The 23,606-nt window shown below is 66.4% G+C and carries 19 protein-coding genes; 13 read left to right on the forward strand and 6 right to left on the reverse strand.

Translation table 11 applies throughout. The features are described from left to right. Nucleotides 1-41 precede the first annotated feature (41 nt). The 4 genes from Q0996_RS12405 to Q0996_RS12420 all read left to right on the forward strand — a co-directional run bounded on the left by Q0996_RS12405 (nucleotide 42) and on the right by Q0996_RS12420 (nucleotide 2,880). Nucleotides 42-626: a phosphonate degradation HD-domain oxygenase gene (locus Q0996_RS12405; RefSeq protein WP_299619816.1), complete on the forward strand. Its 585-nt coding sequence runs from the start codon at nucleotides 42-44 to the stop codon at nucleotides 624-626. Between the two features lie 18 nt (nucleotides 627-644). Next, nucleotides 645-1,217, forward strand: a complete 573-nt coding sequence (phnN, locus tag Q0996_RS12410) for a phosphonate metabolism protein/1,5-bisphosphokinase (PRPP-forming) PhnN (protein ID WP_299619819.1) — start codon at nucleotides 645-647, stop codon at nucleotides 1,215-1,217. Between the two features lie 115 nt (nucleotides 1,218-1,332). Next, on the forward strand, nucleotides 1,333-1,653 hold the full coding sequence (locus Q0996_RS12415; protein ID WP_299619822.1) for a hypothetical protein: 321 nt from the start codon (nucleotides 1,333-1,335) through the stop codon (nucleotides 1,651-1,653). A gap of 447 nt (nucleotides 1,654-2,100) precedes the next feature. Beyond that, complete coding sequence (locus tag Q0996_RS12420) at nucleotides 2,101-2,880, forward strand: DUF1194 domain-containing protein (protein WP_299619825.1); 780 nt, start codon at nucleotides 2,101-2,103, stop codon at nucleotides 2,878-2,880. A 66-nt stretch (nucleotides 2,881-2,946) separates the two neighbouring features. On the opposite strand, the gene Q0996_RS12425 is transcribed toward Q0996_RS12420, so the two are convergent. Both Q0996_RS12425 and Q0996_RS12430 read right to left on the reverse strand, forming a co-directional pair. Further along, nucleotides 2,947-3,540: a PEP-CTERM sorting domain-containing protein gene (locus tag Q0996_RS12425; protein WP_299619828.1), complete on the reverse strand. Its 594-nt coding sequence runs from the start codon at nucleotides 3,538-3,540 to the stop codon at nucleotides 2,947-2,949. 177 nt (nucleotides 3,541-3,717) lie between these two features. Beyond that, nucleotides 3,718-5,067, reverse strand: coding sequence for a tetratricopeptide repeat protein (locus tag Q0996_RS12430; RefSeq protein ID WP_299619831.1), 1,350 nt, complete (start codon nucleotides 5,065-5,067; stop codon nucleotides 3,718-3,720). Between the two features lie 286 nt (nucleotides 5,068-5,353). On the opposite strand from Q0996_RS12430, the gene Q0996_RS12435 reads away from it, so the two are divergent. The 6 genes from Q0996_RS12435 (at nucleotide 5,354) to Q0996_RS12460 (ending at nucleotide 14,420) form a co-directional block, all read left to right on the forward strand. Next, nucleotides 5,354-6,109 carry a DUF3047 domain-containing protein gene (locus tag Q0996_RS12435; RefSeq protein WP_299619833.1) on the forward strand — a complete coding sequence of 252 codons (756 nt, stop codon included), beginning with the start codon at nucleotides 5,354-5,356 and terminating at the stop codon, nucleotides 6,107-6,109. Between the two features lie 47 nt (nucleotides 6,110-6,156). Continuing rightward, nucleotides 6,157-6,849: a hypothetical protein gene (locus Q0996_RS12440; protein ID WP_299619836.1), complete on the forward strand. Its 693-nt coding sequence runs from the start codon at nucleotides 6,157-6,159 to the stop codon at nucleotides 6,847-6,849. Continuing rightward, nucleotides 6,846-7,559 (forward strand): TIGR04283 family arsenosugar biosynthesis glycosyltransferase, encoded by a 714-nt coding sequence (locus tag Q0996_RS12445; RefSeq protein WP_299619839.1) that lies wholly within the window; start codon nucleotides 6,846-6,848, stop codon nucleotides 7,557-7,559. The genes Q0996_RS12440 and Q0996_RS12445 overlap by 4 nt, the downstream gene beginning before the upstream one ends. A gap of 723 nt (nucleotides 7,560-8,282) precedes the next feature. Further along, nucleotides 8,283-11,252, forward strand: coding sequence for an endonuclease/exonuclease/phosphatase family protein (locus tag Q0996_RS12450; RefSeq protein ID WP_299619842.1), 2,970 nt, complete (start codon nucleotides 8,283-8,285; stop codon nucleotides 11,250-11,252). Between the two features lie 106 nt (nucleotides 11,253-11,358). Beyond that, nucleotides 11,359-13,092 (forward strand): type I secretion system permease/ATPase, encoded by a 1,734-nt coding sequence (locus Q0996_RS12455; RefSeq protein WP_299619845.1) that lies wholly within the window; start codon nucleotides 11,359-11,361, stop codon nucleotides 13,090-13,092. After that, complete coding sequence (locus Q0996_RS12460) at nucleotides 13,089-14,420, forward strand: HlyD family type I secretion periplasmic adaptor subunit (RefSeq protein WP_299619848.1); 1,332 nt, start codon at nucleotides 13,089-13,091, stop codon at nucleotides 14,418-14,420. The genes Q0996_RS12455 and Q0996_RS12460 overlap by 4 nt, the downstream gene beginning before the upstream one ends. 4 nt (nucleotides 14,421-14,424) lie before the next feature. Here the strand turns inward: Q0996_RS12460 and Q0996_RS12465 are convergent, their stop codons facing one another. Further along, nucleotides 14,425-15,309, reverse strand: coding sequence for a DUF547 domain-containing protein (locus Q0996_RS12465; RefSeq protein WP_299619851.1), 885 nt, complete (start codon nucleotides 15,307-15,309; stop codon nucleotides 14,425-14,427). 158 nt (nucleotides 15,310-15,467) lie between these two features. Here Q0996_RS12465 and Q0996_RS12470 point away from each other — a divergent pair, with 158 nt between their 5' ends. Both Q0996_RS12470 and Q0996_RS12475 read left to right on the forward strand, forming a co-directional pair. Continuing rightward, complete coding sequence (locus tag Q0996_RS12470; protein ID WP_299619853.1) at nucleotides 15,468-17,039, forward strand: hypothetical protein; 1,572 nt, start codon at nucleotides 15,468-15,470, stop codon at nucleotides 17,037-17,039. A 75-nt stretch (nucleotides 17,040-17,114) separates the two neighbouring features. Next, nucleotides 17,115-18,218, forward strand: coding sequence for a 4-oxalomesaconate tautomerase (locus Q0996_RS12475; RefSeq protein WP_299619855.1), 1,104 nt, complete (start codon nucleotides 17,115-17,117; stop codon nucleotides 18,216-18,218). A 7-nt stretch (nucleotides 18,219-18,225) separates the two neighbouring features. On the opposite strand, the gene Q0996_RS12480 is transcribed toward Q0996_RS12475, so the two are convergent. The 3 genes from Q0996_RS12480 to Q0996_RS12490 all read right to left on the reverse strand — a co-directional run bounded on the left by Q0996_RS12480 (nucleotide 18,226) and on the right by Q0996_RS12490 (nucleotide 22,385). Then, nucleotides 18,226-19,176: a D-2-hydroxyacid dehydrogenase family protein gene (locus tag Q0996_RS12480; protein WP_299619858.1), complete on the reverse strand. Its 951-nt coding sequence runs from the start codon at nucleotides 19,174-19,176 to the stop codon at nucleotides 18,226-18,228. Between the two features lie 9 nt (nucleotides 19,177-19,185). Continuing rightward, complete coding sequence (locus tag Q0996_RS12485) at nucleotides 19,186-21,165, reverse strand: tripartite tricarboxylate transporter permease (protein ID WP_299619861.1); 1,980 nt, start codon at nucleotides 21,163-21,165, stop codon at nucleotides 19,186-19,188. Nucleotides 21,166-21,287: 122 nt separating this feature from the next. Then, complete coding sequence (locus Q0996_RS12490; RefSeq protein ID WP_299619864.1) at nucleotides 21,288-22,385, reverse strand: tripartite tricarboxylate transporter substrate binding protein; 1,098 nt, start codon at nucleotides 22,383-22,385, stop codon at nucleotides 21,288-21,290. Between the two features lie 327 nt (nucleotides 22,386-22,712). Here Q0996_RS12490 and Q0996_RS12495 point away from each other — a divergent pair, with 327 nt between their 5' ends. Then, nucleotides 22,713-23,375, forward strand: a complete 663-nt coding sequence (locus Q0996_RS12495; RefSeq protein ID WP_299619867.1) for a response regulator transcription factor — start codon at nucleotides 22,713-22,715, stop codon at nucleotides 23,373-23,375. The last annotated feature ends 231 nt before the right edge of the window (nucleotides 23,376-23,606 follow it).

The raw sequence follows: 23,606 nt of genomic DNA on the forward strand, positions 1-23,606 counted from the left end.
GCGCGCGCCGGATGCAGAGGAAATACGAGGAGAGAGGACTGATGCCTGAAAACCAAACGGCAAAGCAGGAGGTTGCCGATCCCGTCGAACACCTGCTGACCATCCTTGAGGAAAAAGGCGGCACGCAGTACGGCGGCGAAGAGGTCGACCAACTCGCCCATGCCCTGCAGTGCGCCACACTGGCGCAGGAGAACGGCGCGCCGGAGAGCCTGGTCGCCGCAGCCCTGCTCCACGACGTCGGGCATCTGGTCAACCCGAAGGCTGAAGGCGCCGCCGAGGCGGGCATCGATGCCGCGCACGAAAGAATCGGCGCCGGCTATCTGGCGCGCTGGTTCGGCCCGGCGGTCACCGCTCCGGTGGCGCAACATGTTGCCGCCAAGCGCTATCTCTGCCAGGCCGAAGAGGGCTATTTCGAACGCCTCTCGTCGGCCTCGGTGCTCAGTCTCCAACTTCAAGGCGGCCCCTTCTCGGCGGCGGAGGCCGACGACTTCCTGGCCGGACCCTATGCCAGGGAGGCGGTGAATCTGCGGCGGTGGGACGAAGCGGCCAAGGACCCGGCGAAGCGTACGGCGAGCCTGCGGGCGTTCCGACCTCTGCTCGAAAGGGTCCTGGCAGCGCAATCCTGAGACGACGGCCGCCGCGATATGTCTGGCGACTCCTCCGCCGGGCGCCTCTTCCTCGTCGTTGGCCCCAGCGGCGCGGGCAAGGACAGCCTGATCAATGCCGCCAAGACCCGGCTCACCGGCCGCCGCGGCTTCGTCTTTCCGCGCCGGATCATCACCCGGCCCAGCGACCCCGAGAGCGAGGTCCACGACAGCGTCGGCGAGGCGGAGTTCGAGCGGCTCTGCGCCACGGGGGCTTTTTTCCTGCATTGGGGCGCACACAGCCTGCGCTACGCCCTGCCCGCCTCGATCGCCGATGATCTGGCCGGCGGTGCCACGGTCATCGCCAACGTTTCCCGCGCGGTCATCCCCCAGGCCCATGCGAAGCACCCCGCCACAACGGTGGTCTTCGTCACCGCGCCACAGGAGGTGCTCGAGGAACGCCTCCTGGCCCGCGGGCGCGAAGACCGCGACACGGTGCGCCGGCGCCTGGCGCGCAGTGCCGAGCTGCCGGCGGGGCCACCGGTGGTGACTGTCATGAACGACGGCAGCCTGGAGGCCGCCACCCTGCGTTTTCTGGCCGTGCTCACGCCGCCCGCCTCCCCGGGGCCCTAACCGACTGCCATCGCCAGCCTCACCCCGCGGTGAAACCCCGCCGATCCGGGCTGCGTAAGTTAAGACAGGAAGCCAAGGGGGTACCACCGATGCCCCGAACCTGAGGAAAACGATGATGTTTGCTGCCCAAGCTACCCTTTTGACCATGGCCAGCGAGTCGCTTTTGCGGCCCCTGGGGAAACGGCCCGCCCACAAGCCCCAACGCCAGGACCGCTCAAGTCTGGGCCTGGATGACCCCAGTGCCCGGCTACTCGCCGCCTTGGCGGAGATGCTGCCATCAACCCTGGACGAGATCGCAGATGCCGCCGAAGTGGAGCGGACCACGGCAGAAGCCTATCTGGCCCGCATGTCGGCGCGCTGCGAAGTGATGTTCAATCCTCTGACGAAGCGCTACAGCCTTCCGAGAACCGCCGCTGGATCGACATTCGCCGCCTAGCGGACAGATCCTTATTGTCCGCCTCCGCGGTCAAAGTCAGGTCTACAACTGAAACGAAACGTCATCTGTTAAGAAATCCTACCGAAATGAAGCCCGACTATTCTCATCGCCCAGCATTCACCATAGACGACTGTGATAATCACCCTGAAGTTTTGCAATGACATGTGTGCCGGGTAAGACCCGGACCGATTTCGAGGACCAGAGAATTTGCGGTGATCTGCACCGCGACAGTAACGCAAAGCCAGCCATTCCAAACACCAATAAGCCCCAAGCAATCGTCGATTTCGCGGGCGCAGTACGGGGTATCTCCGGCTAACGCGTTACTCCAAAGTCCCTGCTGAGCCCCGGGGCAAACGCCGCTGATAGTACTAGTACGCAAGAATACTGGATTCTCATTAACCGGATTTCCATCTTGCGTGCGGATATTTGAGCTGAGGAGCAGAAGACATGCTGTTCAGAATACTGACTCTTATCCTATTTTCCGGCTTCTTCGCGATCGCCAATCCGGCGGCCGCCCAACGTGCAGCCCTGCCTCTGGCGACGGATTTCAACGTGGTCACAGCGGTCGACGTCTCCGATTCCATCACCCGACACGACGAGTGGCTGCAGTACACCGGCCTGGCCCGCGGCGTCGTCGATCCCGGATTTCTTTCGCTGATCGGCGAGGGACTGATGCAGCGCATCGGTTTCATGGCCTTCACCTGGTCGAGCGACGGCCGGATGCGTGTCATCGTGCCCTGGACGGTCATCGCCGGTCCCGAGGACGCCGCCCGGGTCGCCGCACAGTTCCGCGGCGCGCCGCGGATCGACCGCTCCCACTATGAAGGCAACCACCAGACCCCCGAGGCGGCGGCCGTCAGTCTGCCGGCCGCCAGCGGCGGCATGACCGATATCGCCCAGGCTGTCGGTGCCGCCACCCGCTTTGCCGCGAACGCGCCCTTCCAGGGCCGCCGTGCGGTGATCAATATCCTCAGCAACGGCGTCGACAACGCCGGCTTCGATCCCAGCCTGACGCGGGACGAGGCGATCCGCCAGGGCGCCACCATCAATGGGGTGGTGTTCGGGGGGCGCCGCGACCTGCCGGCCTATTTCAGGCAACACGTCATCGGCGGCCCGGGCGCATTCCTGATGAGCGTGCAGAAGCCGGCGGACCTGCCCAGGGCGCTGGAGAAAAAGTTCTGGCGCGATCTGATCGCCGGATCGATGGCGCCGGCCGGCCACGGATAGGCCCCCGACTTTAGCGCCGGACTGACCGCAGCGAGCTGAAATCGAAAGCTGTCGGACTGAATGCTGTCAGGCGGTTGCTCTGCGACGGCGCAGCAAACACAGAACCGCAAGTCCAGCGCCGAAGACGGCAAGACCCGCCGGTTCCGGAACCGCGCTCGGGGTGTTGTAGGTGAGCGCAACCGCGATCTCGTTGGTGGTCCCGAGGACAGCGACACCGGATCCGAGATCGACCTCAACCGCCACCATCAGGTCCCCCAGCATCGATGCCAACACGGCGCTGGATACCGGAACTTCGAAGGTAAAGTTCGCGTTGCCGCCGTCGATGATGGTGTAGTCCGCTGCCGGGATATCGGCGCGCCGTAGCGGCCCCAGCATGATGAGCCCGTCGATGTCGATTGAGAAGCTCTCGGTGGAATTCGCCAGGGTTCCCGTGACATCGATTTCCGAAAAGGTAAAGAGAAAGATCCCGGTGGCCGCAGGCGCGGGCGGCAGAATGCCATCCGCACCATCCAGAGTGAACAATAGGTTCTGCCCCGCGGTGGTTTGAGATTGGCTTTCAGAGACCGTGATGGGTACGGCCTGCGCACCCGCCGTGGTGACGATCAGCAGCAGAGCCGTCATCGCCAAGCGCAAGACGGCGCCTTTCGCCCTGTCGATCATCTGCGCTCCCCCATTCAGCTCGCGCTCCGGACCACGGCAAGGCCGAAGCCGCTGGAGGGAGTATAAATGATTCCGGCAGAAATCTCGCCTGCAAGCGCATCAAGCGCCTTGAACCTGCGACGAGGCGAGATTGTTCTGGGAATCCCTCAGCCTCCGCGCGTCCGGCCCGCGGCAGGGTCAGACCATCGCCACGCCGGAGAGTTCGGCCAGGCGGCGCGAGGCTTCTTCCCGGTAGCGCTGGTTCAGGGGGCTGGTCGGCTTCAGTTCGATCCGCTCGTTCGCCAACTCCCGCACCAGGGCAAGCTGCCCGTCCCGCCGCGCCGCCTCCATCAGGGTCAGGTCCACGACGTCGCGCTGGTCGTGGCTGCCGCCAAAGCGGCTGAGGCGGCTGCGCAGCGGCCGCAGCAGATGCACAGCGGTCGCATAGTCACCGCGGCCGAAGGCCCGCAGCGCATTGCAGAGCGGATGGCCGACCTGATGGGTCACCATGGCATTGCTGGCATTACCCACCATCGCTTTTTGCTGTGCGACCAGCAGCGCCGCCGCCGCCTTGTCCCGGTCCGCCGCGGCGAAGGCCATCATCGCATGTGCGTCGTTGAAGGCGTAGAAGCCACCTTCGGCCAAGGCTTCCCAGGACTCGGCCAGCTCCGACCAACGCGTGGCGCTATCGATGCCGCGCAGGTGGAGGCGCCACATCAGCGCCGTCGCGTCGATCAGGTCGAGCACGGCCGGGGAGCGGCCTCCTCTGATCGGCCCATCGTAAAGCTCGAGAACCCGGTCGATCTGATCGAGATCGAGATGGAACAGGGCCAGATGCCACCAGTTGTGCACCGCAAGGGCATTGTCCCCAGCCCGATGGTGCCTGCCCTGATTCATCCAGTCGATGCCTTCCTCCTGGCGGCCCTGCATTTCCATGACATGGGCAACGGCGTGCTGGGCCCAGGCATCGCAGGGGTTCAGAGCCAGCGCCTTGCGGCCCATGTCTTCGGCGCGGGCATAGTCGCCGCACTCCACCAGGCCGAAGGCATACATGCCTAGCAGCGCATGATAGCCGGGGTCGTCCACCGACCACTCGGGCAGCACCCGGGCCACGTGATCGCGCAGGTTGCGGGCGTCGCCGAGGAAGAAATCGCTGAGGTGCAGAACCTGCAGGGCCAGCGCATCCCGCGGGCTGTCGATGAGAATGTCTTCCAGGACTGCGACGGCCCGTTCCCAGTTGCCGTTCAGCAGATGCCCGACGACGTGGAGGTGGCGGCGTTCCCGCGCCAGGCTGGTCACGTCGCCGGCCGCCTCATAGCTTGCCCGCACCTCAGCCATGGCCGATTGCTCGGTGGTCAGGGCAAAGACATAGGCGCGCAGGCAGTGCGCCATGATGAAGCCCGGGCTGTCGGATATCGCCGACTCGATGGTGGCCACCGGGTCGCCCTGATAGCACTGGAGCTGGGCCAGCGCGGTCTCGAAAAGCGAGATGGCTTCCTCGGACGCACCGCTGACCGGCTCACCCCGCGCATCGACATAAGATAGCATGCGTAATTCTCTCCCCGAAGACGGCTGCACCGCGCGGCGATCGGCCAGCCCTAGCGACGGCCCCTGCCTACGCCGCGTTGTGGATAGGCCCAAGTGGGATTTGTCACAGCAGCAACACTTGAAACAGAGAAGCGGTGCGGAGCGCGCTGCCCCGGGGTGCCGGCCCCGCGAGCGCAGGCCTGCCTCCGTTTGCCCGATCAAGGGCATTTGATCGCGATGTGATTTGCCGAACTGCTTGGCGATCAACAGTTTTTCCGGAAGGACAGCGATTTCGCGGAACTTCCCCATGGGCTCTCTCTTCCGTCTCGACCATGCCTGCCGCCGGGCGATTGGAGCGACCCTCCTTTCCCTTGGCATCGTGGCGTCGATCCTCCCCAGCCCTGCGCAGGCGGCAGGTGTGCAGGCGAAGGAGAACCTCTTTGCCGATTGGAGCCTGCTGACCCTGCCCGACAAGGCCCCCGCCTCCTTCACCGCCCTCGGCGAGGACGGGCTGCGGATCGAGGCGGATGGGGCGGTGGCCTTCCTCTACAAGGAGATCGCGGCTGAGCAGAACAAGCGGTTGGCCTGGCGCTGGCGGGTCGACAAGGCCATTGCCCCGGCTCCCCTGGAGCGGGTGGGCCAGGACGACCGACCGCTGGCGATCCATGTCTGGTTTCCGCCCCCCGCCGAGGAACGCTCCTTCTTCGACCGCCTGGGCAGTCTCTTCGGCTATCCCTCCATCGGCCGGGTCTTGACCTATGTCTGGGGCGGCACTCAGGCCCGCGGGACGGTCCTCGCCCATCCCCACTTCGAACACGGCCAGATGATCGTGCTGCGCGGGCCCGAAGCCCGGACAGAGACCTGGTATGAGGAGACCGTCGACATTGCCGCCGACTATCGCCGGGCCTTCGGCGAGGCCGCGCCGGAACGCCTCTATATCGCCATCTCCGCCGACACCGACGATCTCGGCGGCAGCTCTTCGGGGATCCTGGACCGCTTCCGCTGGATCATGCGGGCAGCGGAGAATACCGCCGAGGCTGTTCAGGTGGCATCGCGTCCGTGACCGATGCGCTGGACTTCAGGCTCCGGCGGCTCGCCGAGAAAAGCCGGATGGCATCGGTGCGTCCCCTTGAGGCTGTCTGGCAGGAGATCGCCGAACGCCCGGCGGCGCGGCACGACTCCCTTGCCATCAGCCTTGCCGGCCAGTTTCTCCAGGGGGAGGAACTGACGGCCTTGACCTGTTCCGCCCTGCGGGACCGGCTTCCCCTGGCATCGGCCCGTGCCAGCCTGGCGCTGCAGGGCGAAGACGAGCACCGGCACGCTGCGCTCTATCGCCGCTACCTGGAGGCAAGGGGCGCCCGCCCCGATGCCGCTTCGCTGCTCGCGCCCGCGGCCGAACGCTTTCTGGCGTGGCAGGGACCGCCAGAGGCGATCCTCCTGGCGCTTCATGTGATCATCGAGGGAGAAGCCCTGGCCTTCCAGGAACAGGCACGGCACTACACGAACTGCCCAAGCTTCGCCGCGCTGTCGCGGCTGGTCGCCGCCGATGAAGCGCGCCATGTCGCCTTCGGCAGGATCTATCTGCCGGCGGCACTGTGGGCGCTTACACCGTCGGAGAAACAACGCATCCACGAATGGCTGCGCGCGCTCTGGTTCGAGTGCAGCGAGCGCCTGCCGCAGGTCCTGCCGCGCCCGTGGCTGGGCCGCTTCGTCACCCGGCACTGGGCGGAGCGCCGCTGGGACCACTGGCAGGCGCAACTCGCGGAACTCGGCCTGCCCACCGGGAATGCCGGCCGGCAATGAAGCTCTCCATCGTCATTCCCACCTTGAACGAGGCTGAGCGCATCGGCGCGCTGGTCGAGGCCTTGCGCCGGCAGGACCCGGACAGCGACATCCTGGTGATCGACGGTGGCAGCAGCGACGAAACCCTCTCCCGCGCCCTCAAGGCCGGGGCCCGAGCGCTGCGTGGCGTAAGGGGCCGCGGACAGCAGCTCGCCCTGGGGGCCGAAGTCGCCGAGGGCGACGTCATCCTGTTCCTCCATGCCGACAGCACCCTGGGAAACGGCGCCCTCAAGGCCCTCCGCGAGGCCCTGGCGGACCCGGCGGTGGCAGGCGGGAACTTCCGCATCCTCTTCGACGGAGCGCGCCGCTTCGACCGCTGGCTGACGGGCTTCTATGCCTGGTTCCGGCGCCGTGGCCTCTACTATGGGGACTCGGCGATCTTCGTACGGCGCTCCGTGCTGGAGGCGATCGGTGGCATTCGGCCCGTGGCCCTGATGGAGGACTTCGACCTCTGTCGCCGCCTCGAACGCCATGGCAAAACCGTCTGCATCGAGGAGCCACCGGTCGTCACCTCGTCGCGCCGTTTCGAACAGCGCTGGCCGCCGCGAATCGTCGCCGGCTGGTTGCTGATTCACGGGCTCTACTACCTCGGCCTCTCGCCGGACCTTCTGGCGCGGATCTACAACAGCTCGCGCCGTCCACACGACAGACCCAAGCCGTCCGGCTCCTGAACGGCCGTCCGGTCTGCCTAAGCGTCGCTGCATACAATTCAGCAGGCGCCACGAAGCGGACTGTTCCTCACCAAAAGTCTGAGAACCAACCGAGACCGATCCTTGGGTGACGGAGGCCTGCGGCCATCCAACTTGTGGCCTGGTTTCAAGAAAAATTCGGCTTTATGTCACGTGACCTTCATGGCTCTGGAGCCACCTTCGCAGTGCACGCACAACAAAGAAGAAGGGTCGCTTGCGGCCTCACTTACACCGAAAGCATTGCCCGTTTTGACTCCAATCGACTGCGCATCAACACATAGAGCCTCGCTCGCGAAGCGGTCGGGACCAACGCGCTGTGTCCTGGCTCTGGCTTTGCGAACGACAACCGAAGCGGAGCCATCATGTCGGCCGTCATCGTGGAAAGAAGAATGATCGCACTTCATCTCCTTTCTGAAGTTCTGACATAGTTCTGACACAGAGAGACGATGCCCCGAGACGATACAACTTGTGGCTGGGTGAGAAACAACCGGGCGGCCCGTCATGCAACCGCCGTGGCACCGCACAGTTTCTTACCCCTTCGATCGCTGAAAAGGGCCGTCAGAAGCTCTTGCGAAAATCAAAAACCGTCGCCGAGTTGGTCAGCTCTCGATTTCGCACAACGGCAGCGCCGCTGCCGGCCTCTTCGTGAACCGACAGGCCTTCCCTGTGACCGACTCCGCGCAGCACATCTGAAGGGGAGCCACCATGTCGGCCGTCATCAATGAATTTGTCTTCAATCACTCTGGCAGTGACAATCTCGAGTTCGTTGAAATCTTTGGCGATCCCAACACCGACTATTCCAACCTCTGGCTCATTCAGATCGAGGGCGACAGTAATGCCAACGAAGGCACCATCGATGCCGCCATCCAGGTGGGCACGACCGATGCCGACGGCTTCTGGACCACCGGCTTCCTAAGCAACGTTTTCGAGAACGGCAGCGTCTCCCTGCTGCTCGTCGAGGACTTCACCGGCGCCGTCGGCGACGACCTGGACGTCAACGACGACGGTACCCCGGAGAGCGCTCCCTGGACCTCGGTCGTCGATTCCGTCGCCGTGCGCGACAGTGGCGCCAGCGACCTGACCTACGCCGAGACCGAACTGGCCCAGGGCTTCGACGGCAACTCCTTCACCGTCGGCGGCGCCTCGCGCATTCCCGACGGCGCCGACACCGACAGCACCGCCGACTGGGTGCGCAACGACTTCTCCACCCCCGCCCCCGGCACCGGATCGCCGCGAGACGGCGAGGCCGTGAACACCCCGGGCAGCAGTAATATCCAGGTGGAGGCCGGCGCACCCGTCGCCCGCACCATCACGGAAATCCAGGGCGCCGGGCACAGCTCGCCCTTCTTCCTCCAGGCCGTCACCACCACCGGCATCGTCACCGCCCTTGGCAACGGCGGCTTCTTCATGCAGGACCCCACCGGCGACGGCGACGACGCCACCTCAGACGCGATCTTCGTGGCCTCCGGCGACAGTGTCGCCGTGGGCGATGCGGTGGAGGTGACCGGCGTCGTCGGCGAGCTGGTCCCGGCCGGGCGCACCAACGATCTTGCCTTCACCCAGATCGGCGGCGACACCACGGTTACCATCCAGAGCAGCGGCAACGCCCTGCCGGCGGCCACGGTGCTCGGCACCGGCGGCCGGGTGCCGCCGCAGCAGGTGGTGGAAGACGATGCCTTCGGCTCCTTCGACCCGGCCACCGACGGCCTGGACTTCCTCGAAAGTCTGGAGGGCATGCGCATCACCGTGCCCGATGCTGTCGCCACGTCGGCCACCAGCCGCTTCGGCGAGACCTGGGTCGTCGCCAATGGCGGCGCCAACGTCGGTCCCGAGGGCCTCAACCCCCGCGGCGGCATCGACCTGGAAGCCGACGACATCAATCCGGAGCGCATCCAGATCCAGGGCAGCTCCGGCGACGGCGTCGATGTCGGCGACGGCCTGGGGGATGTCACTGGCATCCTGAGCTACAGCTTCGGCAACTTCGAGGTGCTGCCCGATGCCCCAATCTCGGTGGTGACCGATGCGGGCCTGGAAGCCGAGACCACCGAGCTGGTGGGCACCGAAAACCAGCTCACGGTGGCCAGCTACAACGTGCTGAACCTTTCCGCCGCCTCCAGCGACGATGCGCAGCGTGCCATTCTCGGCCAGCAGATCGCCAACAATCTGGGCAGCCCGGACATCATCGCCCTGCAGGAAATCCAGGACAACAACGGCACCACCAACGACGGCACCACCGACGCCACCCAGACCCTGCAGGAACTGGTGGACGCCATCGCCGCCGCGGGCGGGCCCACTTACGAGTTCTTCGACATCGCCCCGATTGACGGCACCCAGGGCGGCGCGCCGGGCGGCAACATCCGGGTCGCCTACCTCTACAATCCGGAGCGGGTGGAGCTGATCGACGGCTCGGTCGAGGCACTCGACTTCCCGGCCTTCGTCGGAACGCGCATTCCCCTCCAGGCCCGCTTCGACTTCGAGGGCAACGAGATCACCGTCATCAACAACCACTTCTCCTCCAAGTTCGGCTCGACGCCGGTTTACGGCTCGACCCAGCCCTTCATCGATGCCGGCGTCGACGCCCGTGAGGCCGAAGCCCAGGCGATCAATGACCATGTCGACGGCATCAAAGCGGCCGACCCCAATGCCAAGGTCATTGTCCTCGGCGATCTCAACGACTTCCAGTTCGCCTCCCCGCAGCCGATCCTCAGCGGCGAGGCCGACGGCAATCAGGTGCTCTTCAACCAGATCGAGGAGCTCACCGACGACGAGGTCTACACCTTCAATTTCGAGGGCAACTCCCAGGTTCTCGACCACTTCCTGGTCACCGAGAACCTGCAGGAAGACACCGACTTCGACATCGTCCATGTGAACGTGGACTTTGACGACGGTGCACGCTTTGGCAGCGAAACCGGCAGCGACCACGAGCCTATACTCGGCCGGCTTTCCCTCGAGGAACGTCCCGACGGCATTGCCGAAGACGGCACCCGACGCGACGACCTGCTGGAGGGCACCGCCGGCCACGATACGCTGGAAGGCGGCCGGGGCGACGACACGGTGCTGGGCGGCAGTGGCGACGACGATCTCAACGGCGGCCGGGGCGACGATTCCATCGGCGGAGGAACCGGGGCCGACACCATCGAGGGCGACCGTGGTGAGGACACCATCTCGGGCGCCTCGGGCAATGACTCGATCGACGGTGGCCGCAACGAGGATTCGATCAGCGGCGGCAGCGGCGAGGACACCATCGATGGCGGCCGGGGCGACGACACCGTCGACGGCGGCGACGACGACGACCTGATCGATGGCGGGCGCAACGACGACCTCTTGATGGGCGGCGAAGGCAACGACACCATCGAAGGCGGCCGGGGCGAAGACACGCTGGAGGGCGGCGCAGGCGACGACGTCCTGGAGGGCGATCAGAACGACGACGTCTTCATTTTCGCGGCGGGCAGCGGCTGCGACACCGTCCTCGACTTTGAGCCGGGCGACGACCTCATCAGGCTCGACGGCTTCTCGATTGCCGATTTCGACGGCGTTTTGGCCGCCGCCGAGAACGACGGCGACGACGTGGTGATCACCCTGGACGAAGAGGCAGGTGACAAGATCCGTTTGGTCGGCGTCAACGAGGAAGACCTCTCCGCCGACGACTTCGACTTCATGAATTCCGTCGCCTAGCGAATTCGTAGGAACAGAGGGCGGCCGGGCGGTGGCACCCAAGGGAGTATCCACCGCCCGCCCCGCAGCGATTGGACAGATAGATCGAACGAAAATGGGTAAATCATTGAGCAATAAGAATAACAACCCGCTCGGCCAAGCGCTCAAACAGGTGCGCGCCACCTTCCTTTCCGTGGGCTTCTTCAGCTTTTTCATCAACCTGCTGATGCTCACCGGCCCGCTTTACATGCTGCAGATCTACGACCGGGTGCTGAGCTCCGGGAGCCAGCACACCCTGATCATGCTCACCGTCGTCGCGGTGGGCATGATCCTCACCAGCGCTCTCCTGGAGCTGGTGCGCTCGCGGGTGCTGGTGCGCATCGGATCGCGGCTCGATTCCTCCCTCAGCAACCAGCTCTTCGCCGGGCTGCTGCGCCAGCGGCTGCGCCAGAGCGAGAGCGGCCAGGCCCAGCCGCTGCGCGACCTGGAGACCCTGCGCAGCTTCCTCACCGGCAACGGCCTGATCTCCTTCTTCGATGCGCCCTGGACCCCCCTCTTTCTGGCCATCGTCTTTCTGTTTCATCCCCTGCTCGGACTCGTTGCCCTCTCCGGCGCGGTGATCCTCTTTGCCCTGGCCGTCATCAGCGAGTTCGCGACACGCCGGCCTCTGCAGGATGCCTCTCAGGACAGCGCCGCCGCCCACGGCTTCACCGAGAACACGCTGCGCAATGCCGAGGTCATCGAGGCCATGGGCATGCTGCCGGCCCTGCAGGCGCGCTGGCGCAGCCGCCATCAGGGCGCGCTTGCCGCCCAGGCCAAAGCAAGCGACCGCGGCGGCCTCCTGACCGCCTCGGCCAAGTTCATCCGCCCGGTGCTCCAGGTGGCGATCCTGGGGACCGGCGCCTATCTGGCCCTGCAGCAGATCATCACTCCCGGGGTGATGATCGCCGCCTCCATCATCATGGGCCGCGCCTTGGCCCCGGTGGAGGGCGCCATCGGCCATTGGCGCAGCTTCGTCCTCGCCCGTGGCGCCCGCGTCCGCCTGAAGGACTTCCTGGCCAAGCAGCCCCTGCCCGGCAGCGCCCTGCCGCTGCCCCGGCCGAAGGGCGCCGTCTCCGTGGAACGTCTGGTGGCCGCACCGCCCGGTCTCGACAAGCCGGTGCTGAAGGGCATCTCCTTCGCCCTCGATGCCGGCGAGAGCCTGGGGATCATCGGACCAAGCGCGGCAGGCAAGTCCACCCTCGCCCGCCTCTTGATCGGGATCTGGGCACCGGCGGCCGGCCACGTGCGGCTCGACGGCGCCGACATCGCGGAGTGGAACCATGAGCAGCTCGGCCCCTTCCTCGGCTACCTGCCGCAGGACGTCGAGCTCTTCGACGGAACCATCGCCGACAACATCGCCCGCTTCGGCAACGCCAATCCGGAGAAGGTCGTCCGCGCCGCCGAACGGGCCAACGTCCATGAGATGATCCTGCGTCTGCCGCACGGCTATGACACGGTGATCGGCCAGGGCGGTGCCGCCCTCTCCGGCGGGCAGCGCCAGCGCGTCGGCCTCGCCCGCGCGCTCTATGACGACCCCGCTTTCATCGTTCTGGACGAACCCAACTCCAACCTCGATGGCGAGGGCGAGGACGCCCTGCGCCGCGCCGTCGCGGACCTCAAGGCCAGCGGCACCACCGTGGTGGTGATCGCCCACCGACCCTCGGTGCTCGCCGGCATGGACAAGCTGCTGGTGCTACGCAACGGCCTCATCGAACAGTTCGGCCCACGAGAGGAGGTTATGCCCAAGGTCACCAAAGCGGTGCCAGTGGCCGCGACCGACGGCCGACGGCCCGTCGAACCAAAGGCGGTGCAATCATGAGCAAAGCCATGCGCAAGAAAGGCGAGAGCGCCAATGCGGCGCCCACCAACTCCCGCCCCATCATCTTCGCCGGGCTGACGGTTGTCGCCCTCACCTTCGCCGGTTTCTTCGGCTGGGCTGCCTATGCCGAGCTCTCCTCGGCGGTCATTGCCTCCGGCACCGTCACCGTGGACAGCAACCGCAAGGCCATCCAGCACATCGAGGGCGGCATCGTGAAGGAGATCCTGGTGCGCAACGGCGATGCCGTGCGCCGGGACCAGCTTCTGGTGCGCCTCGACGAAACCCGGGCGCAGGCCTCCCTCGCCATCCTCCAGGGGAGGCTCGACGAGGCGCTGGCCAACGAGGCACGGCTGATCGCCGAACGCGGCGATGCGGAGTCCATTGCCTTTCCTGAAGGGCTCCTCGCTCGGGTCAGCGACCCCCAGGTCGGTGACAGCCTCAAGGGCCAACAGAGTCTGTTCGACGCCCGCCGCGAAACCCTGAAGGGCGAGATCGAGATCTATCGCGAGCGCATCGCCCAGGTGGGCGAGCAGATCAGCGGACTGCGTGCCCAACAGAAATCCAAGGCCCGCCAGATCGAGTTGATCGGCGAGGAACTGGAGGGTCTGCGCAAGCTGCTGGCCAAGGGCTTTGCCGAGAAGACCAAGGTTCTGGCCCTGGAGCGCGAAGCGGCGCGCCTGGGCGGGGAGCGCGGCGAACATATCGCGGAGATCGCCGCCGCCAAGACCTCCATCAGTCAGGCTGAATTGGAAATACTCCAACTTCGCAAGGGCTTCCGGGAAAGTGTTGAGATCGAACTGCGGCAGGTCCGCGCAGAGATCTTCGACCTCCGCGAACGGGTCACCACCTCACGCTTCGTGCTGGACCATCTGGAGGTCCGCGCACCGGAGGACGGCGTCGTCGTCGGCCTCGAGGTCTATGCCCCCGGCCAGGTGGTGCAGCCCGGCGCCACCATCCTGGAGTTGGTGCCGGTGAACGACGAGTTGATCGTCGAGGCCCGCGTCCTGCCTTTCGACATCGACTCCCTCGCTCTTGGCCTCGAAGCCGATGTGATCTTCACGGCCTTTCAGCAGCGCACCACGCCGAAGCTCAAGGGCCAGGTGGCCTACTTCTCGGCCGATCGTTTCGAGGATCAGCGCAGCGGCGAGGCTTACTACCTCGCCCGCATCTCAATTCCCGAGGCGGAAGTGGCCCGCCTGGGGGAAGAGCAGGTGCTGCGCCCCGGCATGCCCGCCGACGTGATGATCAAGACCGGGGAGCGCACGGCGCTGGACTACCTGATCCAGCCGATCAAGGACAGCGTGACCCGCGCCTGGCGGGAGAACTGACGCGTCAGGAACCGCCGGCGTTGGCAATGCCGTTCAGGTTCCAGTCGTAGGCCGTCCCCTCGATGGTCCCAATCTCGTCAAGCTGCGCGGCCAGCGCCGGCTCGGCATAGCGCTTCAGATGGGCGAGCACCGAGCGGGTGCTGCCGCCGAAGTCCTCGTGGAACCAGTCGTAAATCTTGGAGACCGTGACCTTGCCGTTCGCGATGCTGACGCCCCTGGGATCGTTGATGTAGGCGCGGGCCGCCGCGTCGAGCTGGGCTTCCAGGCCGCTACCGGTGAAGGCCGCCTCGGCCAGGTTGGGACAGCCGATGGAGGCGCAGTTCACCGCATAGTGGATGCGCGGATCGTCCCAGATCGGCCGCAAGATCCGATGCTCGATGTCGTTGAGCGTCAGTGCCTCACCCTCCACGGTCACCAGTTCCTTGTCCCAGGGGCCGTCGGCGAAGAGGCCGGGGGAGATGTCCACGTCGCGGATGGAGTCCACCGGGAAGTTGTCGGCAATCACCTTCACGGTCACCGCGTTGTAGAGGTTGACCCAGTAGGCGAACTGTTCGCTGCGGGCATAGTCGCTGATCGGGACCGCGGCCATCTCGGCGACGATGCGGTCGAGGGCCGCGCGTTCGCCAGCCGCCAGGGCCCCGTAGTCCAGGCGGTGAACGCCCGTCCCGTCGACCGTGATATGACGCTTCAGGAAGGCATCCCAGGCAGAGAAGTCGAGCACCGCGGTACTGGCGGGGTCGTGGCGCTCCCAGCGCGGCCAGAGGTCGGCGGAGGGGGCGAAGAGCCGCTCTGCCGTGGTGAAGGCGGCAAGCGGCACCACCAGGAGGACGGACAGCAGAACCCGGCCGAGAAAGCGTCGGCCGGAGGCGAAGGCCGCAAAGATGGGCATCGTTAACTCCGAAAGCGGTGGTCGATCCTGCCTGAAGAACTTTGTCCGCGGGACCCGAAAGTGAACTCAAAGGATTGCGAGCGGCCCGTGAAAGGATGCGTCCGTGGCGGTTTCGCAGCCGGCTGGCGGCGAATCGGGGCCATGGTAAGCTCGCCCGCATGAGCTTCATCGAAGGAGTGGCACGCGAAGCCCTGGTCGGCGCGCATCGGGACCTGGGGAAGGCCCGGCGCGGCTATCTGCTGGTGGCCGGCGTTCTGGCCCTGGTCCATCTCCTGACAGTCCATCCCTACATCAGCATTTCCACCGAGGCCGGCAGGCTGGAGGCCTCCATCGCGACCAAGAGCAAGGCCCTGGCCGGCCTCGAACCGGAGCTGGAACGGCTGCAGACGGCACAGAGGCAAACCTGGGAGCGCCTGGATCAGGCGCTGCGCCGCGCCACCGACGACATGATCGCCGACTTTGCCGATCTCGGCCGCAATGTCGCGGCGGCGCGCGACGGACGGGTCAGCCCCGATGGCGTGGTCAGATCAGCCGCGCCGCGTCCCAACGTCGGCCAGACCCTGGCACCGCCCCTTCAGGAGGGAACACAGGTCCTGCCGCCGCAGGGCCAGGCACCGGACCCCTTTCAGCAAATGCCTCTGTCCGATCAGTTCGAGCAGATGGCAATCCCCGAGCAGTTCGCGATGCCCCAGCAACAAATGCAGCAACAGATGCAAGCGCAGGGACTGCCCCCGCCCCTTAACGAAGACGACGTTGGGACCACCTACATCGACCCGGATCTCGCGGAGATCCTCCTCGCTCTGCAGAACCCAAGCCGCGACTCCCACGAGCGGATTTCCACCTATGCCCGGCGGACCATCGTCGAGCCCGCCTACGACCGCGCCCAGCAGAACTGGGACAGGACCATTCGCCCGGCCTACATCGAAGCCCTCGGCAGTGCGGCCGTGGCGGCACGCCAGGCCGCGGCATCCCTGCCGGACAGCAGCGAGGCCCTGATGGCCGCCGCAACCGCCCTGAAGCAGGAAGAGGCCGCCGTCTCGGCCATCGTCATCTCGCCCGACCAGGGCATCGACGAGTCCTTCGAGTCCGACTGGTGGGCCACGGTCGGCGGCAAGCTGGCCTTCGCCTCCGCCGTGGTCAGCGCGGTCGGCGCGCAACTGCAAGGCAGTTCCCTGCTGGGCCAGCCCTTTGCCGCCGTCGAGGAGGCGCTGGCCCAGCAGGAGGCCGTGCGCAGCGCCCTGCTCGAGCAGCGCGACGCTCTGGAAGCGCAGTTCGCCGACCAGCGCAAGCAACTCGCCGCCCTCGCCGGGACCTCCGCGTTCGTGCCGGTCGATCTGCGCAGTTTCATCGGCCTCTTTCCCCTGGTTCTCGGGCTGGCCCTGGGCTTGACCCTGCTTCGGATCGGCCAGGCCAGACGCGAGGCGGCCCTGGCGCTGCGCGACCTTACGCTGGCGGCCCCCGAGGGCGGGCGGGAGACGCGGATCTGGCTCACACGGCGCGCCCTGGACGGACAGGCCGAGGGGCTGGCGCCCAGCCTGACCTCCGCCGCCATGGCCGCCGTCGCCCTTGCCTGGATCGTCTGGTCGGCGGTTTCCTTGCAGGACAGTCCGCTGGATCCCCCGCTTCCGGCGGTCTGGTCCGCCACCATCGGCATCGCCATGGTGGTCGGCGCCTGCGCCTGGGATGTGGCCGCCATCCGCCGGCTGGTGGCCACGCTAGAGGAGAAGTAGCCGGCAGCCGGTGGCTTTCTTGGCAGGCCATAGCGCTCTAGAATGCCCGGACACAGACATCACGGAGGACGGGCCTTGTCAGGCGGACAGATTGCGATTCCCTGCACGCTGATGCGCGGCGGCACTTCGAAGGGCCCCTACTTCCGGGCGGCCGACCTGCCCTCCGACCCGGCGCTGCGCGATGAGGTGCTGCTGGCGGCCATGGGCTCGCCCGACGCGCGCCAGATCGACGGGCTGGGCGGCGCCACCACCCTCACCAGCAAGGTCGCCATCGTCGGCCCCTCCCAGCGGCCGGGGATCGATGTCGACTACCTCTTCGCCCAGGTGGAGATCGAGTCCTCGCGGGTCGACACCAACCCGCCTTGCGGCAACATCATGGCCGGGGTCGGCCCCTTCGCCCTGGAAAGCGGCATGGTGGCGCCCCAGGGCGATGAAAGCCGGGTCGTCATCTATCACGTCAACATCGATGCCAAGATCGAGGCCATCGTGCAGACCCCCGGCGGCCAGGTGCGCTACGACGGCGACACAGCGATCTCCGGCGTGCCCGGCACTGCCGCGCCCATCCGCCTGAACTTTATGGAGGTGGCGGGCTCTACCTGCGGCAGCCTTCTGCCCACCGGCAATCCCGTCGACGTGATCGAGGGCGTGCCGGTCACCTGCATTGATGCCGCCATGCCGGTGATGATTCTGGCCGCGGCCTCCGTCGGCAAGACAGGCTACGAAACCACGAAAGAACTGGATGCGGACAGGGCCCTGTTCGAACGCATCGAGGGCATCCGGCGCATCGCCGGCGACAAGATGGGCCTCGGCGATGTCTCCGACAACGTGACGCCAAAGGTGATCCTCGCCGCCAAGCCGCGCGACGGCGGCACCATCAGCTCGCGCTATCTCGTGCCCCATAAGACCCACGCGGCCCATGCGCTGACCGGGGGTATCTGCCTAGCCGCCTGCACCGTGCTGGAAGACGGCGCCATCGCCGAGCTGGTGGACCTGCCGGAGGAGCGCCCCTACCCCATCCGCATCGAGCACCCCTCCGGCTCTCTGGAGGTCATGCTGGATGCCGATCCGGGCCGCGGCGGCATCACCCTGCGCAGCGCCGGATCGCTGCGGACCGCCCGCAAGCTGATGCGCGGCGAGGTCTATGTGCCCGCGGGCATCTGGCCGCAAGCGGCGGAGTAGCAGATCCTTAGGGCTGCAGCACGCGCACCGGCGTGCCCTTCATGAAGGCGGCGATGCCCTCGGCCATGCCACGGTAGAAGACGGCATAGGTCTCCCGCGTGACATAGCCAATGTGCGGCGTGGCCAGGAGGTTTTCGAGGCCACGCAGGTCGTCGTCGCGCGGCAGTGGCTCCTGGTCGAAGACGTCGATGGCCGCGCCGGCGATCCGCCCCTCACGCAACGCGGCGATGAGGGCATCGCGGTCGACGATGGGCCCACGAGAGGTATTCACCAGATAGGCGTCGGCCTTCATCCATGAAAAGGCCTTGGCATCCACCAGCCCGCGGGTGCGGTCACTGAGGCGCTGGTGGATGGTGACGAAGTCCGAGCGGCGAAAGAGATCTTCCTTGCTCACTGCCTCGACGCCAACCTCAGCTGCGCGTTCGGCGGTCAGGTTGGTGCTCCAGGCGATGACCTCCATGCCGAAGGCCTGGCCGAAACCAGCGACCTGGCCGCCGAGGCGGCCCAGCCCGACGACCCCCAGGGTCGCGCCGCGCAGATCGCGGCCCAGGCCCTGCTGCCAAGCGCCCTGGCGCAGCGCCTCGTGCTCGCTGACGATGCGCCGGGCCAGCGCCAGGATGAGTCCCCAGGTCAGCTCCGCCGTCGCATGGCCCGGCGAGGCCGTGCCGCAGACGGTGATGCCGAGGTCCCGGGCGGCGGCCACGTCGATGGCGGCGTTGCGCATGCCGCTGGTGATGAGCAGCTTCAGGTTCGGCAATCGCTCCAGGAGCGCACGTGGAAAAGGGGTGCGTTCGCGCATGGCACCGATCACGGCGAAGGGCTCCAGCCGCGCCACCAGGGCATCCTGGTCGCCCAGCGTGTCGCGAAAGACCGTGACCTCGGCTTCCGGCGGCAGGATCGACCAGTCGGCGCAGCTCAGCGCCACGCCCTGGTAATCATCGAGCAGGGCAACTCTCATTCCCTCACGCTACCCAATCGGCCAGGGCAGGAAGAAGGTCTCCTGTAAGAGGCCGCGCGGGAAGTCCAGCACCATGATGTGCGCCAGCATCAGCAGGAAGCCCATGGCACAGCCGGTGAGCAGCGCCGTCTTGGGCCAGCCCGTCTGCGCCTTCACCCGCAGGAAGACGATAAAGAACGCGGTCATGGCGATGAAGAAGCCGACGACGGCGACCCCCGCCAGGAAGGCCAGCAGCCACCAGATGTAGTGACCCAGACTGACCACGCCGTCCTTGCCGACATGCTCGCCCTCGTACTCGTGGTCGTAGTTGCTGGCGCTGGCACGCTGGCCGGTGGCCAGGGGATAGAGCACCATGGCGGTCAGTACCAGCATGACGGCACTCACCGAAGCGGTGAAGACACCGCCGAGGAAGGGATGCTGGAAGCCGTCATAAAGCCCGTAGGCGAAAAAGGCGAAGATGGCTCCGGCGAAGAGAAGCTGCGGGCGCAGATTGTCGGCCTTGGAGGCCGTCGCGTCCTGCTCCTCGTCCTCGGGCGCCGGCCGGTTGCGGGCGCCGAAGTAGATGGAGACCAGGGTGATCACGCCGATGATGATGACGCCGGGCCGCAGCAGGAACTCCCACTCATAGAACTGGATGGCCTGATAGAGATAGGTCTCGGTCTGGGCCGCCAGCACGAAGCCGATGAGAAAGGCCGGACGCGGCCAGCCGAAGCGCTTCATGGCGATGCCCAGCAGGCCGACGGCGAAGAGCGCCAGCAGATCCAGGAAGTCGCGGGTCGCCTGAAAGGCGGCGAAGCTGATGACCATCACCATGAAGGGCGCCATCAGGGTATAGCGGATGGTGGTGAGGCGCGCGATGGCCGGCGAGAGGAAGAGGCAGGCGCCGGCGCCCAGCACGTTGGCGAGGGCGAGCGACCAGACGATGGTGTAGGTGATCTCCAGATCGCTTTCCACCATGGCCGGGCCGGGTTCCAGGCCCAGCAGCACCAGGCCGCCGAGGAAGACCGCCATGCTGCCGGAACCGGGGATGCCGAACAGCAGGGTCGGGATCAGGCCGCCGCCCTCCTTGGCGTTGTTGGCGGACTCCGGCGCCAGGACGCCGCGGATGTCGCCCTTGCCGAACTGCGACTTGTCCTTGGCGGTCTGCACGACGTGGCCGTAGGCGATCCAGTCCACCACGCTGCCGCCCAGGCCCGGCAGGGCACCGATCATGCAGCCGATGCCGGCGCAGCGCAGGCAAATCCACTTGTAGAGCCAGGTGTCCTTGATGCCCTGCAGCCAGCCTTGCCCCAGGGTGGAGCGGCCGGCGATGGCGCGATTCTGGCGCAGCAGGTCGACGATCTCCGGCAGGGCGAAGATGCCGAGGCCCACCACGACGAGCGGGATGCCGTCGCTGAGGTACGGCAGGTCGGACATCAGCCGGTAGCTGCCGTCGGCCGGGGCCGGTTCGATGCTGCCCACCATGAGGCCGAGGCCGCAGGCGGCGAGCCCCTTGGCCAGGGAAGCGCCGGCGAGCACGCCCACCATGGAGAGGCCGAGAACCGCCAGCATGAAAAGCTCCGCCGAGCCGAAACTGAGGATCAGCGGCCGGGCGATCAGCACGAAGAAGGTCAGCACCACGGCGCCGAAAAGGCCGCCGAACAGCGAGGCGGTGAAGGCCGCGCCCAGGGCCCGGGCCGCCTGGCCCTGCTTAGCCAGGGGAAAGCCGTCGAGGACCGTCGCCTGCGACGCGCTGGAGCCGGGTATGCCCATGAGGACCGAGGTGAAGGTGTCCGAGGTCGGGATCACCGCCACCAGGCCGATCAGCATGGCAAGGGCCGAGACCGGGTCCATGCCGTAGAGGAAGGGCAGCAGCAGCGACAGCCCGACGATGCCCCCGAGGCCGGGGAAGACACCGATGGAAAGGCCCAGCATGACGCCCAGGGCCAAGTGAACAAGATGCTCGACGGTGAGCAGAATCGAGAAGGCTTCAGCCAGAGCTTCGATCATGGCGGGCCTGCCTTTGCGTTGCTGCGGACTTGAGGAGTGGTCTGTCTGGTGGCCCCGCCCCCCAATCTCACGGGGCCACCAGTCGACAGGTCAGCCGATTCTGCGATCGGCAAACCCGTTGATCAGAAGGAGACGTTGTACTTGTTGGTCAGCCAACTGCGCACCCACTCCTTGGCGTCGGGGGAAACCTCGGTCGCCACCTTGAACTTGGCTTCCGCGGCCCCGTCCGTGGCCTGCTCGTAGGCACCCAGCACCTTCTTCGCGCTTTCTGCGAAGTCCGGCGCGGAGATGGTCTTGCGCACCGCGGCCCTATAGGCCTCGACGACGTCATCCGGGGTTCCCTTGGGCAGGAACACCATCTTCTGCGCCGGGAAGCCGGCCGTGAAGAAGGCCTTCCAGGCCTCGAAGGAGGGACCGGAGGGCTTCTCGCCCTTCAGCATCTCATAGACCTCGGCGAAGTGCGGCAGGTCCGGGAAGGTCGGATCGCGGGTCAGATTGCCATCATCGTCCAGCGCACCCCAGGACATGATCGGCACCGCCTTGCCTTCCTGCACCAGCGGCGTGACCTTGCTGAGATAGGCCGAGGAGGTCTGGTAGTCGATGCTGGTCTCGCCGCGCTCGAAAGCCAGGCGTCCGGCGCCGCGGCCCTTCATGCCGAAGACCGCCTTGACGTTCAGGCCCAGCATCTCGAAGGCCAGCAGCGGCACCAGATCCAGCGAGGTTGCGCCCTGGCTGCCGTACTTCAGATCCGCGTCGGCCAGCTTGCCGAGATCGGCGGCCGAGTTCACGCCCAGCTTCGGGCTGAGATAGACGACGCCGCCGGTCGGCGTGGCAAGCACCACGTTCCAGTCCTTGTATTCGTACTTCACCCGCTTGTCGCCCAGCAGGTAGGGGAACTGGGTGGAGCCGGAGGTGCCGAGGATGGTCAGACCGTCCGGCCGCGCGCGCTGGGTGAACTGGTTGGCGCCCTTGGTGGAGCCGCCGCCCGGAACGTTCTTCACCACGATGGTCGGCGAACCCGGCAGGTTCGGAGCCAACAGCGGTGCATAGAAGCGCGCCCAGCGGTCGGAGCCGCCGCCTTCCTTGAAGGGAATGATCCATTCGATGGTCTTGCCGCTGAAGTCCGCGGCCCGTGCCGCATCGAACGGCACGACCGCAGCCGTAGCCGCGGCGAGTGCAGTGGCGAGAAGGGCCCGCCGCCCAAAGATTGCGTTTGTCATGACCTGTCTGTCCTCCCGGAGCTGTCACTGTCCCAAATGACCGAGCGCACCTCTTTAGGAGGCAGGCCCGCTAGCTGGTACCCGATAAGCGTGCATCTCAGGGAGAAACTGAGTCTGTGTTGGATCGGCATCCTTTCCTCCCCGAGGCGCTCTTCAGCGGCACCGTTCGGTCTGCCGGAAATCCGAACCCGGCAGATTGGCTATTCCACGACCATAAGAATACTAGCTTTCACGAAGCTTTCGTCGGTTTCCCCGTGAAAAATCCAGATCAACCCCGGCGCACGCAGCACATGGACGAAGGCTACACCTTGGCGTCATACTCCCGTCATGCGGATTTTGCTTGTCGAGGACAACGCCGCTCTCGCCGACGGCGTTATTGGTGCGCTGCAGCAAATGGGTCACACCACCGACCTGGTGGTCCACGGTGACGAGGCCCTGGACGCCCTTGCGGTCGGCCCTTTCGATCTCGTGATCCTCGATCTGACCCTGCCGGGTCTGGACGGCCTCGACGTGCTGCGGGAGCTGCGCGCGCGCAACCGCGAGACGCCGGTGCTGATCCTGACGGCTCGGACCGGCGTTTCCGACAAGGTGAAGGGCCTGGACCTCGGCGCTGACGATTACCTTTGCAAGCCCTTCGAGTTGGCGGAGCTGGAGGCACGGGTGCGCGCCCTTCTGCGCCGCCAGGGCCCCAGCAAGGCAACCCTGCTGCAACACGGCGAGCTGGCCTTCGATACCCTGAAGCGGACGGCCAGCCTCTGCGGCAGCCCGCTGGAGCTGTCGCGCCGCGAGACTGCGGTCCTGGAGGTGCTCCTCAGCCGGCCCGGACACGTCGTCAGCAAGGAATTCATCGCCGAGCGCATCTTCAGCTTCGACGACGAGGCCCAGCCCAGCGCCATCGAGATCTACATCCACCGCCTGCGCAAGAAAATCACCGACAAGGGCCCGAACATCCGCACGGTGCGCGGCCTGGGCTACATGCTGGAAGACTAGGGCCTGATGATATTCATTTCGCCGTTTTAGTCCGAGCGAATTTGGCCCGCGGTTAGGAGCGACGAGGAAGGACATGCCTAAGCATATTCGACCCAGTGGGCCCATGGGAGCGACGCGGCCGCGGGCCAAATTCGCCGGATCCCTTCGGGACGGGGCAGATATTCGCCAGGGCCGCGTCGCGGACGCCTTGTGGGGGACCACCCCACGGCACCGCCCGCTCCTAACCCTGGC

This window comes from Pelagibius sp., from assembly GCF_028289705.1.
Lineage (GTDB): Bacteria > Pseudomonadota > Alphaproteobacteria > Kiloniellales > Kiloniellaceae > Pelagibius.

Bases quoted from the DNA above. Each gene is read 5' to 3' on its own strand.
- Q0996_RS12405 (WP_299619816.1), top strand. From the start codon at position 42: ATGCCTGAAAACCAAACGGCAAAGCAGGAGGTTGCCGATCCCGTCGAA.
- phnN (WP_299619819.1), top strand. From the start codon at position 645: ATGTCTGGCGACTCCTCCGCCGGGCGCCTCTTCCTCGTCGTTGGCCCC.
- Q0996_RS12415 (WP_299619822.1), top strand. From the start codon at position 1,333: ATGTTTGCTGCCCAAGCTACCCTTTTGACCATGGCCAGCGAGTCGCTT.
- Q0996_RS12420 (WP_299619825.1), top strand. From the start codon at position 2,101: ATGCTGTTCAGAATACTGACTCTTATCCTATTTTCCGGCTTCTTCGCG.
- Q0996_RS12425 (WP_299619828.1), bottom strand. From the start codon at position 3,540: ATGATCGACAGGGCGAAAGGCGCCGTCTTGCGCTTGGCGATGACGGCT.
- Q0996_RS12430 (WP_299619831.1), bottom strand. From the start codon at position 5,067: ATGCTATCTTATGTCGATGCGCGGGGTGAGCCGGTCAGCGGTGCGTCC.
- Q0996_RS12435 (WP_299619833.1), top strand. From the start codon at position 5,354: ATGGGCTCTCTCTTCCGTCTCGACCATGCCTGCCGCCGGGCGATTGGA.
- Q0996_RS12440 (WP_299619836.1), top strand. From the start codon at position 6,157: ATGGCATCGGTGCGTCCCCTTGAGGCTGTCTGGCAGGAGATCGCCGAA.
- Q0996_RS12445 (WP_299619839.1), top strand. From the start codon at position 6,846: ATGAAGCTCTCCATCGTCATTCCCACCTTGAACGAGGCTGAGCGCATC.
- Q0996_RS12450 (WP_299619842.1), top strand. From the start codon at position 8,283: ATGTCGGCCGTCATCAATGAATTTGTCTTCAATCACTCTGGCAGTGAC.
- Q0996_RS12460 (WP_299619848.1), top strand. From the start codon at position 13,089: ATGAGCAAAGCCATGCGCAAGAAAGGCGAGAGCGCCAATGCGGCGCCC.
- Q0996_RS12465 (WP_299619851.1), bottom strand. From the start codon at position 15,309: ATGCCCATCTTTGCGGCCTTCGCCTCCGGCCGACGCTTTCTCGGCCGG.
- Q0996_RS12470 (WP_299619853.1), top strand. From the start codon at position 15,468: ATGAGCTTCATCGAAGGAGTGGCACGCGAAGCCCTGGTCGGCGCGCAT.
- Q0996_RS12480 (WP_299619858.1), bottom strand. From the start codon at position 19,176: ATGAGAGTTGCCCTGCTCGATGATTACCAGGGCGTGGCGCTGAGCTGC.
- Q0996_RS12485 (WP_299619861.1), bottom strand. From the start codon at position 21,165: ATGATCGAAGCTCTGGCTGAAGCCTTCTCGATTCTGCTCACCGTCGAG.
- Q0996_RS12490 (WP_299619864.1), bottom strand. From the start codon at position 22,385: ATGACAAACGCAATCTTTGGGCGGCGGGCCCTTCTCGCCACTGCACTC.
- Q0996_RS12495 (WP_299619867.1), top strand. From the start codon at position 22,713: ATGCGGATTTTGCTTGTCGAGGACAACGCCGCTCTCGCCGACGGCGTT.